We start from the raw sequence: 13,848 nt of genomic DNA, 5'->3' as shown, positions 1-13,848 counted from the left end.
CTAACCTGTAATATCAATGCGGACCATTGTGCCATCGGCGCGCTTAATGTTGACGTGCGGTAGTTCACCGTGGCCTGTACCTTTCGGATCGTCGTGGCCATAAACACGACCTGTTTCTTTATTAATGGGGTAATCTTTTCTGTATCGTACTTTTCCATCTCTCTTTTTGAATTGGTCCATCTTGTTTTTCTTTCTTATACCTTGGGCGTCTTGCGATCCTATGCCTCTGACTTTTTGGCTGTTTGGAAATGCTTCTTTCAATAACTCGTTCGCTTCTTTTTTAGTTTTCACTTTTACGACGGTTTTTTGAGGGCCGTTACGCAGGGCGTCCACTTTCTTGGCGCAGGCTGCCAGGCCCAAGGGGTCTGACCACATGAATGGGTTGGGTGAGTAGGCATAGGTGTTTAGACCTCCCGCCAACCCAATCGGATCCGGCGTAGTAAACCGCCCCACATCCGGATCATAAAACCTGAACGTATTGAAATGCAGCCCCGTCTCCCGATCCAGGTACTGCCCCTGGAACCTCAGGTTCTGCTCTTCAATAAAGTAAGGCTCCCGCACCTCCTCCACGGTATTGCCCCACACCCGATAAGTCGCCTGCCACAGGGTGTGCCCATCAGCCTCGGTCAGTTGCTCCGGCAAGCCATTGAGGTCGTTGTGGTAATAGCGAATTTTTTGCAGCGCCCCGATGCCATCGACGCGGGCCAGGGGTTGGTAGCCTTCGTCTTCATAGAGGTAAAGGCTGGTCTGGCTGTGCTTTTGCTCCTGTAACAGGCGTAAACCGTCCCACATGAACTGGGTTTCGCCCAGTGGATAGCCATTGCTGTCATGTTCGGTTTTTCCGATGCGTCGGCCCAGCGGGTCGTAGGCCATGCGCACCACGCTGCCGCCTTCATTGCGCACTTCAATCAGCCGGCTTTCGGCGTCGTAGGCAAAGTATTGTACGCCACGGGCGCCGCTGCGTTTTTCGATCATCCGGCCAAAGGCATCGTAGCGGTAGCGTTTGTCCTGATAGGTCAGCAGCTTGTTATGCACCACCAGCCCGGCCCCGGACTGTGGGCCGTCCAACAGGTTGGCGGCCGCGTCGTAGGCGAAGGTTTCGCGCTGGCCGTGCAGGCTGTCCTGGCTGGCGATGACGCGGCCGGTGGCGTCGTAGTGCAGCAGTTGGCGATGCTGCGTAGAGGGTTGCTGGTCGAGCTTGCCGATCAGGTTGTCGGCGGGGTCGTATTCGAAGTGCTTCTGTACCGCCGCCGGCAACAACGCCGGCTGGCTGGTGTGGCGGCGTTGGCGCGCGCGCAGGCGGCCGCTGCGGTCGTACTCGCTGCGGGTGCTGATCTGGCCTTGGGTGCGCAGGACTTCGCGGTGCAGGCGGTCGCGCTCAAAGTCACTGATGAGTTGGCCGTCGAGGTTGATCTGGTGCAGATGGCCGCTGCCGTAGTACAGGCGGTTGAGCCAGCGGCCGTCCGGCAGTTGGCTCTGGATCAGGTTGCCGAGTTCATCGTAGTGGTGCTGCAGTTCGCCGGCCGAGCTGCGTTCGGTGAGCAATTGGCCAACCGCGTCATAGGCAAAGCTCAAGGCTTGGGCATTGCCCTGCAGGTCGGTGAAGGACACGTCCGTAAGCTGGTCCAATGGATCGTAGGTGTAGTCGGTACGGCCATCTTCGGTGGTTTTGGCAATCAATCGGCCAACCGCATCGCGTTCCAGTCGATGCACGATGGGGGCGGGCGGCGTCTCGGGGACCACGGCCATGCCTGTGTCGTAAGGTGCCGCCAGGGCGGTCATGGTGGTGACGTTGTCCAGGCGGTCGTAGCTGTAGCGCTTGGCGCTGCCGTCGAGATCTTGCTGCTCCGTCAACCGATCCCCATCATCCCAGACAAACCGATAACGTTCGCCGTTCTCGTTGATCAGCGCCTGCAGCCGACCAAAGCTGTCATACCCGAACTGCACCTGCCGGCCATGGGCATCGGTGCGTTGGCGCACCTGGCCGCGCCGGTTGTGTTGATAGCGTGTGGTGTGGCCGGCCGGGTCGGTGTAAGCGGTCAGTTGGCCGCTGATATCTCGCTGGTACTGCTCGCGACGACCGTCGGGTAATTGGCTGCTGAGCAGGCGGCCCTGGGCGTCATAGTGGAATTGGGTACGTTCGCCGAGGGCGTCGGTGATGACTTGCAAAAAGCCCTGTTCGTTGTAGCTGAACCGTGTCGGGTAACCCGAGCAGTCGACGTGCTCGAGCAGTTGCCCGAGCGGGTTCCAGCGCAGTTTTTTGCTTTTGCCCGTGGCGTCGATGATCTCGACGACTTGGCCATGGGCGTCATAGCGATAACGGGTGACATGGCCCAGCGGGTCAATGGCGACGGTGCAGTTGCCGCGCTGATCATAGCGGTAGCGCCAGCTGTTGCCGGCGGCGTCGGTTTGCACCAACGGCAGGGCCCAGTGCTCGAGCCATAACGTCGAGTCGCTGCGCCCCAGTGGGTCGGTTTCGCCGATGAGGTTGCCGGCCTCGTCGTAGCTGTATTCATAGCGGCCGCCGTGAGGGTCGGTGGCGTTGAGCAATTGACGCTCGTCGTTCCATTCGAACAGCCAGGTCTGGCCGAGGTTGTCACTGTAGCGGGTGATCTGGTGCTGGCTGTTCCAGTGCCGGGTGCTGACACGCTGCAAGCTGTCGGTAATGCGTGTGGTGCCGGCCAGCAGGTCATAGTCGAACCGGTAAGCATCGCCTTCATTGGTCCAGTGCTTGACCACCCGCCATTCCTGGCCATCCATCAGGGCCCACTCGTAAAAGCAGTGCAAGCCGGTGGGCAACTGGTGTTCCACCATGCGCTGCCTGGTGTCGTAGGCGAAGCGCCGTTGCACCTGGCCGCTGGCATCGCGTACCTCGGCCAGGTTGCCGATGGCGTCGTAACCATAGCTGACGAGCACTTCTCGGCGTTGATCGGGGTACACGCGCTCGATGCGGGTTACGTGGAGCGGGTCGCGGATCAGTTCGACCTGCACCAGGTCGAAGGTGTCGCGCAGCCGCACCAGGCTTCCGGCCTCGTCATAATCAAGGTAGATGCGGTTGTCGTTGCGGTCACCCAGTTGGCTCAGGCGCAGCCGCGACGGGTTTGCCGGGGTGGCTTCGAACAGGCGATACACACCATCGTCGCTTTCAATCAGTAACGGCCCATCGCGGTGGCGCCGTACAGCAAGCCCTTCACCGGCACTGAACACCGCGCCGCCCAAGGGGATGGTGCCCATGTCGATGGGCCGGCCCTGTTCGTCGGTGTAGACAAGCGTATCGCCGCCTTCGGGGTGGGGCAGCACGTCGACGCACACTTCGTAGGGCACGCTCCAACCGGCGCCAAACAAGCTGCCTTGGCGTTCGTCGCGGCTGTTGTAGACGCGTTGCCAGTCAATCGGCAACAGGCCGGGCAGGACGAAATCCAGATCATCATCGCCGCCGAGCACCTTGGCCCCGGTGGCCGCATGTACCGGGTTCGACGAGCCCATGGCCGCGTTGGCCGCAGCACCCATGGCACTGCTGACGGCCATCGACACCGCCCCGCCAACCAGCATGCACGGCAATTTGCTGAAGAACTTGCCCTTGCCCCCCTTGAGCATCAGCAGCACTGTCACGGCCAGCCCGACCCCCGGGGTCTTGCCGCTGCGAATTTCGCGTACCACCACCGAACCGCCGCCGATGGTGACGTCGGAGGAGATCAGCCCGGAGGACACCACTTTCGCATCGCAGGTGCTGCGGTCACCGCTGCGTACCGCGGGCTGGCCGTTGATGGTCACCTTGGCCGAGCCTTCGGCCATGAACTGTGGCGGCATCGGTGGGTGCTTCATGCAAAGCACCAGGTCTTCGAGCTTGGTCTCTGTGCCTGGCGCAGGCGAAGCCACGGTGGGGCGCCACATCTGTGAGAAGAACTCGCCTGCCATGTCCAGGTAACTGGCTTCTTCTTCCGGCGCCTGCATTTCCAGCTCGGTACCGGCCGGTGCCACATGGGACACAACCGCCCCGGCGGCACGGGCCGAGGGGATGTTATTGGTAAACGTGTCGAAGGAACCGGTGAGGATATTGGCCTGCACCGTCGGTGGGAACAGCGCGTTGCCGATGCCCTCGCATAAATTGCTCAGGCCCTTGTCGGCCCCGCTCTTGCTCATCGCAAGCCCCACGACCACGCCCACGACCGCGCCGAGGAGGAAGCACCCCAGCCCGCCCGTGACAACCGTGATCCCGGTGGCGGCGACTACTGCAGCGGTGGCCAGCGCCGTAATCGCGATGTTCGCCGCCACCTCCAGCACGCCGCCGAGAATGTCGGCCATCATCGACGTGTGGTCCATGGCATCGCCCATTCGGGCGGCCCATAACGCGTCAGACATGCAGGATGCCCATCACGCAGGCACGTCGAACGACAACGAGTTTTTGATGATCGCCCAATGCGCCGCCTCAGCATCACCAAGCTTGTCGGCCTTTACATAACTCAAGGCAAGCATCTTGCGCGTCCCCGGCAACACCAGGGCCAACTGGTACTGGAACACCTTGTCGTTGCCCTTGTTGAACTGGCTGCGCAGCTCGATCCCTTCGACCTCCTGGGCGGCGCCCAGGCGTACCGGCACGCTGGGCAGGCAGCGCAGGTCCTGCACCTGTTTTTCCAGGCGCTTGAGCTGGTCGTCGAAGTTGCTGTGCAAGGTTTCGCCTTCCGCCAGCAAGCTGCGGCTGACGATCAGCGAAGTCCCCAGTCCCGGGAACTTGAGGATATTGATCGTCGCGTCCTGCAGCTCGCCGGCGGGCAGTTGAAACTGGAATTCGTTGATGCGGTACGTCATGGCAAACAGGTCTCGTCAGGAGCTTTTAGGCGCGGGGAACGCGGCTTTGATATTGGCGTCGATGCTGGTTTTTATACCTTGGCCATCCGGTGTGGCGCCAGGCCCGCCGCCGTTGTTGAGGTGCAGCACGCCGCCGGTGTTGAATTCGGCGTCGCCGCTGGCGTAGAAGCTGATTTGCACGCCAGTGAGGTTGATCTGCCCGCTGGCGTTCAACTCGAGGATGCTTTCCCCGCACACCAGGCGCAGGTTTTCGCCGACCTCGATGACATAGCTCTGGCTGATGCTGTCGGTCTTCTTCTGGCCAACGGAGAGCACGTCTTCCTGCTTGACGATGCGCAGGCGGTTATTGCCAATGGTCACCGTCTCGTTATGCCCAATGCTCTTGTTGCGGTCATGCCCCACCGAGTGGCTTTCATCCACCTCCACCACGATGTCCTGATTGCGCTCGGCATGGATGTACAGCTGCTCCAGGCCCTTCTTGTCCTCCATGCGGATTTCATTGAAGTTCGCCGGGCTGCCGCCCTTGCTGGAGCGGCTTTTCATCCCGCTCTGGGTGGCGTTTTCCGGCAGGTCGTAGGGCACCGTCTGTTCGGCGTTGTACACCCGCCCGGTAATGATCGGCCGGTCCGGGTCGCCCTCAAGGAAGCTCACAATCACTTCCTGGCCGATGCGCGGGATCTGCATCGAACCCCAGTTCTTGCCGGCCCAGGATTGCGACACGCGAATCCAGCAGGAGCTGTTTTCGTTGGACTGATCGTGGCGGTCCCAATAGAAATGCACCTTTACCCGGCCATACTGGTCGGTCCAGATTTCCTCGCCCTTGGGCCCGACCACCAGTGCGGTCTGCGGGCCTTTGACGATGGGCCGGTGGGTGTTGGCCAGCGGGCGGAAGCTCTGTTGAGCGTCGATGCAGGTCAGGCTGCTGTCGAACTGCGCCGACGCCGCGCCGCCTCCGGATTCCAGGCGCTCCTGGGTGATGTAGTAGCGTGCGCCGAGGATCAGGTACTCGCGGTTCTGGTCGCGGCGGCTGAAGCCGGTGAGGCTGAACAAATGGCCGGAGCCCAGGCCCCGGGCGTTGCCGCTGAACTCCACTTGTTCGTGCAGGGTTTGCAGGGCTTCGATACGGGTGCGTGCGTAGTGTTCGCCGTCTTCGCTTTTGACGTAAGTGCCGGGGTAGTCGTACAGCGGATAGTCGCCGGCGGTGTGCGGGCGCGGCATGGCCGAGCGCACGTCGATGCTGGCGCTGGGGCGCTGAAAGTCGTAGTCGTTGAGCTCAAGGGAACCGGGCTGGACTTGCTGCACCAGGTGCCAGTTGTGCATATGGTCGCGTTCGCGCTGCTGCTCGTCCTTGGGGTAGTAGGGCACCGAGGTGTAGCCAGGCACCGTGGCGTGGGCGCCATAGGCGTCGGCCAGCACCAGCACATGGCGGTCCTGCTCGTGACGGAAGAAGTAGTAGATGCCTTCCTGTTCCATCAGGCGGCTGACGAAATCGAAGCTGGTCTCGCGGTACTGCACGCAGTATTCCCACTCGCGATACGGCCGGCTCAGGGCATCTTCGAAGTCGGAAAAGCCCAGGTCGCGGAACACCTGCTTGATGATCTGCGGGATGCTCAGGTTCTGGAAAATCCGGCAGTCGGAGGTGCGGCTCAGCAGCCATAACCACGGGCGCAGGGTCACCTGGTAACTGGCGAACTGGCCCTGGTCGATGTTCTGGCTGCAGCGTGCGACGAGCCCATGGAAATACCGCTCGCCGCCATCCGCCAGTTGCAGGCTGACGCTCATCGGCTTGCCCAGCAACTGGTTGAGATCGATATTGGCGTCCAGCGAGTTCAGTTGCAGCTCGTAGCTGAACAGCCGCCCCAACTCTTCGTCACCGCCCATTTCATTGAGCAGCAGCACATCCGGCCCCAGGGGGCTGGTGATCTTGGCCAGGCGTGAGGCTTGGTTGAAAAGCATCGGTTGTCCCGTAAGTGTCTTAATAACTGAAGAAACCGAATCCGATGTGGGAGCGGGCTTGCTCGCGAATGCGGTGCATCAGTTGATACATCCGGCGACTGACTCACCGTATTCGCGAGCAAGCCCGCTCCCACATTTGGATTGCACTTCGTCAGGTTATTCGGTGTCGCTGAAGGTGTAGTGCAATTCGTTATCCCGCGTGCCGATTCGTACCCCGGCCAGTGCCTTGCCTTCGAGCATGCGCGTGAGGAACTCACGGCTCATGTCCGGCAGCAGGCTGTTGGTGAGGATAGTGTCGATCATCCGCCCGCCGCTTTCGGTTTCGGTGCAGCGCGAGACGATCAGGTCGATCACCGCGTCGTCGTAGTCGAACGCGACTTTGTGGGTGTTCTCTACACGCTTCTTGATGCGGTCCAGTTGCAGGCGGGTGATCGCCTTGAGCATCACGTCGCTGAGCGGGTAATACGGAATCGTCACCAGGCGCCCGAGCAGGGCCGGCGGGAAGATTTCCAGCAGTGGCTGGCGCAGGGCCTTGGCGATGTCCTCCGGGTCGGGCACGTTTGCCGGGTCTTTGCAGACGTGGGAAATCAGCTCGGTGCCAGCGTTGGTGGTCAGCAGGATCAAGGTGTTCTTGAAGTCGATCACCCGGCCTTCGCCGTCCTCCATCACGCCCTTGTCGAAGACCTGGAAGAAAATCTCATGCACGTCCGGGTGAGCTTTTTCCACTTCGTCCAGCAGCACCACGCTGTAGGGTTTGCGCCGCACGGCTTCGGTCAGCACGCCGCCTTCGCCATAGCCGATATAGCCCGGTGGCGCACCTTTGAGGGTCGATACGGTATGGGCTTCCTGGAACTCGCTCATGTTGATGGTGATCACGTTCTGCTCGCCGCCGTACATGGCTTCGGCCAGGGCCAGGGCGGTTTCGGTCTTGCCCACGCCGGAGGTGCCGGCCAGCATGAATACGCCAATCGGCTTGCTCGGGTTGTCGAGGCCGGCGCGGGAGGTCTGGATGCGCTTGGCGATCATCTGCAACGCGTGGTCCTGGCCGATGATGCGTTTCTTCAGGTGCTGGTCGAGGTTGAGCACCGTCTCCAGTTCATTGCGCGCCATACGGCCCACCGGGATGCCGGTCCAGTCGGCAACCACCGAGGCCACGGCCTGGTAATCCACGGTCGGCAGGATCAGCGGGGTTTCGCCTTGCAGGGCGCTGAGGCGCTGTTGCAGGTCCACCAGTTGTGCGCGCAACTCGTCGTTGCCGCTGTCGACAGCGCCAGCCTTCTCGCGCAGGGTCGCCCGGGTGGCGAGCAGCTCGTCCACCAGGGTTTTCTCGTCGGCCCAGCGGCTTTCCAGCGTTGCCAGGCGCTCGCGCTCGGCGCTCAGCAAGGCTTCGCTATTGCTCTGGCGTGCACCAATGGCGATGCCGATAGCATGCTCACGGGCGATGATTTGCAGCTCGGTTTCCAGGGCTTCGATACGGCGGCGACTGTCGTCCACCTCGGCCGGCACTGCGTGCAGGCTGATGGCGACGCGGGCGCAGGCGGTGTCCAGCAGGCTCACCGATTTATCCGGCAACTGGCGTGCCGGGATATAGCGGTGGGACAGCTTCACCGAGGCTTCCAGGGCTTCATCGAGGATCTGCACCTGGTGGTGTTTTTCCATGGTCGAGGCCACGCCGCGCATCATCAGCAGCGCCTTGTCTTCCGACGGCTCGGCCACTTGCACTACCTGGAAGCGGCGGGTCAGGGCCGGGTCTTTCTCGATGTGCTTCTTGTACTCGGCCCAGGTGGTGGCCGCCACCGTGCGCAAGGTGCCACGGGCCAGGGCCGGCTTGAGCAGGTTGGCTGCATCACCGGTGCCGGCGGCGCCACCGGCACCGACCAGGGTGTGGGCTTCGTCGATAAACAGGATGATCGGTTTTGGCGAGGCCTGGACGTCTTCGATGACCTGGCGCAGGCGCTGTTCGAATTCGCCTTTCATGCTGGCGCCGGCTTGCAGCAGGCCCACATCCAGGCTGCGCAGTTCTACGTCCTTCAACGCCGGCGGCACGTCGCCGGCGACGATGCGCAGGGCAAAACCTTCGACCACCGCCGTCTTGCCCACCCCGGCCTCACCGGTGAGGATCGGGTTGTTCTGGCGTCGACGCATCAGGATATCCACCAGTTGGCGAATTTCTTCGTCACGCCCCACGATCGGGTCGAGCTTGCCGCTGCGCGCCTGCTCGGTGAGGTCCACGGTGAAACGCTTGAGAGCTTCCTGCTTGCCCATGGCACTCGGCGCCATGGCGCCGCTGGCTTCGCCCGGCACTGCACCGGCGTTGAAACCGTCACTGGCGCTCAGGGCGTTTTCCGGCGAATCACCGACATATTCATCAAAGCGCTCGCTCAGGGCCTCGGCCTTGATCTTGTCGAACTCCCCCGACAAACCCAGCAGCGCATGCCGCAGGCTCGGCGTCTTCAGAATGCCCAGCACCAGGTAGCCGGTACGCACCTGGCTTTCGCCAAACATCAGGCTGCCGTACACCCAGCCGCGCTCTACTGCTTCTTCCACGTGGGACGACAGGTCGGTGATCGAGGTCGAGCCACGGGGCAGGCGGTCCAGGGCTTCGGTGAGGTCGCGGGCCAGGCGCGCCGGCTCGACGTTGAACTGGCGGATGATGCGATGCAGGTCCGAGTCCTGCAGTTGCAGCAACTGATGAAACCAGTGGGCCAGCTCCACGTAGGGGTTACCGCGCAATTTGCAGAACACCGTGGCGGCTTCGATGGCTTTGTAGGCCACGCTGTTGAGTTTGCCGAACAGTGCGGCGCGACTGATTTCACCCATGCTCTGAATTCCTTGAGGTGGTGGCCTGATCGGCGTAATGCCGGGCCAGGATTAGGTCGTTGGCGTCGTGCCCGGGTTGGCCGAGCCACGTGTTGAAGCCCAGGCGGAACTGGCCGTTGAGTTGCAGCGCCGGGACTTCGGGTTGTTGCAGAACCAGGTTCAAGTCCCAGTCCAGTTCATGGCCCAGGTACTCGGCAACCCAGGCCACAAGTTCGTTGAACGGCTGGCTGCCGGGCAACATGCCCATGTAGTCGTCCAGCATGAGCGGGCCCAGGCGGATGCGAAATTTATGCTGGCGGTCCCACACATGGCTGCCCAGGCAGAAGTCCACGCCCAACTGATTGGCGCTGACGCTGACCCGGCTGCGCTCTGGCAGCTCCAGCCATTGGCCGACGTACTCTTCAATCTCCACCGGCAGGCCGAAATACTCGCCGAGAATCGCCTTCAGGCCGTCCGGGTAGCGGGTTTGTGCCGAGAGGTGGCCGCTGTAATGCAGCTTTGCGGTGTCGGGGATCAGGCCCTGGTCGAGCAGGCTGGGCATGCCCCGGCCACTCAAGGCGGCGAGGCGTGCGGACCAGTAATCATCGTCGGGCCGATCATGGCTGACGGTCGGCCGTGCTTCGGCCCAGGCGCGGTAGAACAGGGTCAGCAGGCGGTGGTGGAACACATCCAGGAAGCGCTTGCTGGTGCTGTCGGCGTTGTTGCGCTGGCGTTCGCGCACGTATTCGGTGATGTGCAGCGGCAGCGGGCCATTGGGGCCGCCGAGGCCAAAAAAGAACTGCTCCAGGCGCGCAGGCGTGCCGTCGGCGCCGGGCGCTACCGACGCCAGGGTGGCCGGGGCGAAGGTGCAATCGGCCTGTTGTCCGAGGCGCAACGGGTCATCGGCCAGGCGCAGGGAATGGCCCAGGCGCGGCAAGTCCGGCGATTCGCACTCGATACGGCGCAGCGCCTGGAAGAAGTCATATTCCCAGGGCTCCTGGTGCATCGCCTCCAGGGTACTCACAGGGTCGGACGACGTCCGGGCTTGGCTTTCCATCGCATGATCTCGCCGCGTTCGGTGGTACGGATCACCGTCTCGGTAAAACTGTTGATCGACACATAACGCGCCAGGAACCGTTCCAGCACCGCACCGAGCAGGAACACGCCGGTACCGCGAAACGCGTTTTCATCAAATTCCAGGGTGATCTCCAGGCCACGACCAAACACGATCGGGCCGGGCATCGGTAGGCGGCGGGTCACCGCTTTGCTGCTGACCTCGCGCAGGCCTTCGATCTGCAGTTGCAGGGCGGCGTCGTTGCTGTCGCCATACAGGCGCAGCAGTTCACGCAACGCGGCGGCGCCCTGGCCCTCGCTGAGGGACAGGTAGTTGAGCGACAACTGGCTGATCAGCCGCCAGGCCTTGGCATCATGGGCGTGGCTGGCGCGCGGACGGCTGGGCCCGGCGACGCAGCGCACGGCCAGCACCGGGGCGCTGTCGGACAGGGTGAAGTCAGTCTTGCCGTTGCCCACGCTCATGAACAGCGGCAGGTCGCGGTTGGTGCACAGCGCGGTCACGCCCAGTTGGCGCAGGTCGTGGCGGTAGGGCGCCTGCTGACTGTCGACCAGGCTGACAAAGGTCTCGCTGCCCACATACGTGGAGCGCGGGCCATTGCGCCGCTGGTCGCTGGATAGCACGCGTGGCTCGCGGCGCACGCTGTAATAACTCTGGTCGCGGCCGTAGCGCGACGGATCGCGCACGGCGTAGAACGGTAAAAAGGCTTGTTCCGGCCCGGTGCCATGGCCGGTGATGCCGCTCAGGGAGTGAATCTCGAAGTCCATGGGCCGAGTGCGGTCGGCAATCACATGGTGCTCGTTGACCCGTTCGGACAGGTGAATCCGGTCCACGCGCTTGGGGAACAGGTTGATCGCCGGGGTGCAGAACGGCACGAATTGCGCGGCGCCCACACTGCCTTCCAGGCTCGGGTCGTGGCGGTCGAACAGCACGATCAACTCCAACTCCTGGCCATCGCAGCGTCGTACCGCGCGGCTCAGTTCAGCGAACTCGACGAACAGGAAGCGATGGGGCAGGGCGAAGTATTCCTGCAACAGGCGATAACCCTGGAACGCCCGCGATACCACTGGCATCGCCGCCTCGGCGTCGTCGAACCCGCGCGGACGCAGTGCGTCCTGTGGCAGACGCTCCACCCAGTCACCGCCGGGCTGGCGCGCAAACACCGCGCAAACATTGCCGAGCAACTGCTCGTAGAGGCGGAACGGTTGCTCATCGGCGCCGCTCAGGTACAGCGGCAGGCTGTCCAGGGCCAGGCTGTTGAAGGGCAGCTCGGCGCCGGTACGCAAGGTCAGGCGCAAACCGGCCTTGGCCTTGGGTTCGCTGGCGGCCAGGCGCCCGAGCACGGCGGACGGGTTGCCGAAGTAATCGGCCTGGCTGACCTGCAACGGCCACAGCATCACCGGATGCGCGGTGCGGTACTCGCAGCAGGTCTGGGTTTCGCGGCCCAGGGCGGCACGCAATACGGTGTCGCGAGGCAGTGGAAAGCCGCTGGCCAGGGAGCCCTCATCGGGATCGGCCTGCAGCTGCACCACGGTCATCGACGGGGTCGGCGCCAGGTAGTGCGGGTAGGCGATTTCCAGCAGATTGTGGGTGAAGGTCGGGTACTCGGCATCGAGCTTGAGCTGCACCCGGGCGGTGAGATAAGCGAAGCCTTCGAGCAAACGCTCGACGTACGGGTCGGCGCAGTCCATGCCGGACAGGGTCAGCCGGCTGGCGATCTTCGGGTATTCCTTGGCGAACTCCGCAGCGCTCTCGCGCACATGGTGCAGTTCCTGGTTGTACAGCTCCAGCAGGCGCGGGTTCATGGGCGTCTCCGCTGGTCGGCATTGACCACACGTACATGGCCGGACTCCAGGTCCAGGTCGGTCTGCAGCAGCAGGCGCAAGGGCACCGGCTGCGCCCACAGGTCGCCTTCGATCTCGAAACTCAGGGCGTTGTGATTCATCTCGCCATGGGCCACGCGCGCCTTGACCCGCAGGGTGTGGCGCAGGATGCGCGGCTCGAAGGTGGCAATCGCCTGGTAGATCAGGGCTTCCAGAGCATTGATATCGACACTCGATGCACTGTTGCCCGCCAGCGCCGGCAGGCCGTAATTAATCACCGACGTCCCCGCCGGGGTGTGCAACGTGGCATCGGCGCTGAGCAGCGACGTGGTATTGAGCAGCCACGCCAGGTCCCGCAGCACCGAGGCTTTGAGCTGGGTCAGGGACAGCACGCGCTTGTCCGCGCTTTCCTTGGGATTGCTCGGCTCGTCGTCGGTCAACCGGTCCAACAGGGACGGTTGCAGGCGGTCGCGGGTGGCGATTTCGGTTACCACGTAAAGGGCGCTACATACATTTTTTGGTCACCACCCGAGCCGCAGGCCGCAAAGGTGCTAACTGCCCCTGCCTCAAAAGTCCCCTGAAACTGGCGAACAGCTTGCATCTTGCTCAGGCAGTCATGGCTGGGCGCAGGCATTTTCTCGCTACGCCAGACCGCAAAAATCGGAGTGTTGTTGAACGTCTCTACCCGCAGCTTCTGCTGTGCATCCAGGCTGAAGCTGCAAGGCCATTCCATGTCTAACTGCATGCGAGTCTGGTCGGGCTTGACCAGTGTGCAGCGACCTTGGTCGTCCATCAGGCTCAGGGGCTGGCCGACAAACATCGCTTGTGTGGAAGCGGTTGGCGTAGGTGCGTCTTCTGCCGCGCATGCGCTCAGGCTCACAAGGTTCGCGGCCAGGACTGCAACAATAAAAGGCCTGCGCATTACAAAAGCTCCCAGAACCAGATTTCCTTGGCGCTTGAGGACAGATCACCACTCTTGGTCAGGCCACGGTTCCACAGGTCGATATGGTCGCCAGTGGGCCGGCCAGCCCGATCTGTATTGGTCTGGTAGCAGTCCTTGAAGAAAATGATGCCGGTCTTGCCCCGCAATATGGCGCGGTCGGCCACGCTGGTGGTATAGGTCTTTGGTGGGCTGAGCTGGCGTTTTTTCGACAGCCAGTGCGCCAGCGATTCTGCGCCTCGGGCGTGTCCGTGCACACAGAGCGGGCCGAGGTTATAGGTCGACGAGTTGACCGGTAGCGTGCGTTCGCCGCACAGCGCGATGCTCACGCGAATGGCGCACTGGTTTGCCCAGCCATCGTTGCACGCGGGGTCGGCATAGGTGTAGCGCGGATAGCTGTTCCACAAATTAATAAACGAAGGTTTGGCCATGACTCAGATACCGAAAAG

9 protein-coding genes are annotated in these 13,848 nt (G+C 62.6%); all 9 read right to left on the bottom strand.

All coding sequences use genetic code 11. From position 1 onward, the window contains the following. Positions 1–4,362, bottom strand: a complete 4,362-nt coding sequence (locus HBR94_RS09785) for an RHS repeat-associated core domain-containing protein (RefSeq protein WP_170044632.1) — start codon at positions 4,360–4,362, stop codon at positions 1–3. A gap of 12 nt (positions 4,363–4,374) precedes the next feature. After that, a complete protein-coding gene (locus HBR94_RS09780; RefSeq protein WP_170044630.1) occupies positions 4,375–4,809 on the bottom strand; it encodes a DcrB-related protein in 435 nt (144 codons plus the stop codon). 15 nt (positions 4,810–4,824) lie between these two features. Further along, positions 4,825–6,765 (bottom strand): type VI secretion system Vgr family protein, encoded by a 1,941-nt coding sequence (locus HBR94_RS09775; RefSeq protein WP_057961028.1) that lies wholly within the window; start codon positions 6,763–6,765, stop codon positions 4,825–4,827. Positions 6,766–6,921: 156 nt separating this feature from the next. Then, positions 6,922–9,585, bottom strand: a complete 2,664-nt coding sequence (tssH, locus tag HBR94_RS09770) for a type VI secretion system ATPase TssH (RefSeq protein WP_057961027.1) — start codon at positions 9,583–9,585, stop codon at positions 6,922–6,924. Then, positions 9,578–10,621 carry a type VI secretion system baseplate subunit TssG gene (tssG, locus tag HBR94_RS09765; protein ID WP_057961026.1) on the bottom strand — a complete coding sequence of 348 codons (1,044 nt, stop codon included), beginning with the start codon at positions 10,619–10,621 and terminating at the stop codon, positions 9,578–9,580. The genes tssH and tssG overlap by 8 nt, the downstream gene beginning before the upstream one ends. Then, positions 10,585–12,441, bottom strand: a complete 1,857-nt coding sequence (gene tssF, locus HBR94_RS09760; RefSeq protein WP_170044628.1) for a type VI secretion system baseplate subunit TssF — start codon at positions 12,439–12,441, stop codon at positions 10,585–10,587. Before tssF ends, tssG begins: the two co-directional genes overlap by 37 nt. Beyond that, positions 12,438–12,953, bottom strand: coding sequence for a type VI secretion system baseplate subunit TssE (gene tssE / locus HBR94_RS09755; RefSeq protein WP_057440531.1), 516 nt, complete (start codon positions 12,951–12,953; stop codon positions 12,438–12,440). The genes tssF and tssE overlap by 4 nt, the downstream gene beginning before the upstream one ends. After that, entirely contained in the window at positions 12,947–13,381 is a 435-nt protein-coding gene (locus HBR94_RS09750) for a hypothetical protein (RefSeq protein WP_115129292.1), read from the bottom strand. Before HBR94_RS09750 ends, tssE begins: the two co-directional genes overlap by 7 nt. Beyond that, positions 13,381–13,830, bottom strand: coding sequence for a type VI secretion system amidase effector protein Tae4 (locus HBR94_RS09745; protein WP_076963463.1), 450 nt, complete (start codon positions 13,828–13,830; stop codon positions 13,381–13,383). Before HBR94_RS09745 ends, HBR94_RS09750 begins: the two co-directional genes overlap by 1 nt. Positions 13,831–13,848 lie beyond the last annotated feature (18 nt).

This window comes from Pseudomonas sp. WS 5412, from assembly GCF_012985615.1.
Classification (GTDB): Bacteria; Pseudomonadota; Gammaproteobacteria; order Pseudomonadales; family Pseudomonadaceae; genus Aquipseudomonas; species Aquipseudomonas shahriarae.
This window is presented reverse-complemented; position numbering and strand designations above follow the sequence as displayed.

What these genes read in the sequence shown, in the direction of transcription:
- tssH (WP_057961027.1), bottom strand. Translation starts at nt 9,585, where the DNA reads ATGGGTGAAATCAGTCGCGCCGCACTGTTCGGCAAACTCAACAGCGTG.
- HBR94_RS09780 (WP_170044630.1), bottom strand. Translation starts at nt 4,809, where the DNA reads ATGACGTACCGCATCAACGAATTCCAGTTTCAACTGCCCGCCGGCGAG.
- HBR94_RS09775 (WP_057961028.1), bottom strand. Translation starts at nt 6,765, where the DNA reads ATGCTTTTCAACCAAGCCTCACGCCTGGCCAAGATCACCAGCCCCCTG.
- HBR94_RS09745 (WP_076963463.1), bottom strand. Translation starts at nt 13,830, where the DNA reads ATGGCCAAACCTTCGTTTATTAATTTGTGGAACAGCTATCCGCGCTAC.
- HBR94_RS09785 (WP_170044632.1), bottom strand. Translation starts at nt 4,362, where the DNA reads ATGTCTGACGCGTTATGGGCCGCCCGAATGGGCGATGCCATGGACCAC.
- tssG (WP_057961026.1), bottom strand. Translation starts at nt 10,621, where the DNA reads ATGGAAAGCCAAGCCCGGACGTCGTCCGACCCTGTGAGTACCCTGGAG.
- HBR94_RS09750 (WP_115129292.1), bottom strand. Translation starts at nt 13,381, where the DNA reads ATGCGCAGGCCTTTTATTGTTGCAGTCCTGGCCGCGAACCTTGTGAGC.
- tssF (WP_170044628.1), bottom strand. Translation starts at nt 12,441, where the DNA reads ATGAACCCGCGCCTGCTGGAGCTGTACAACCAGGAACTGCACCATGTG.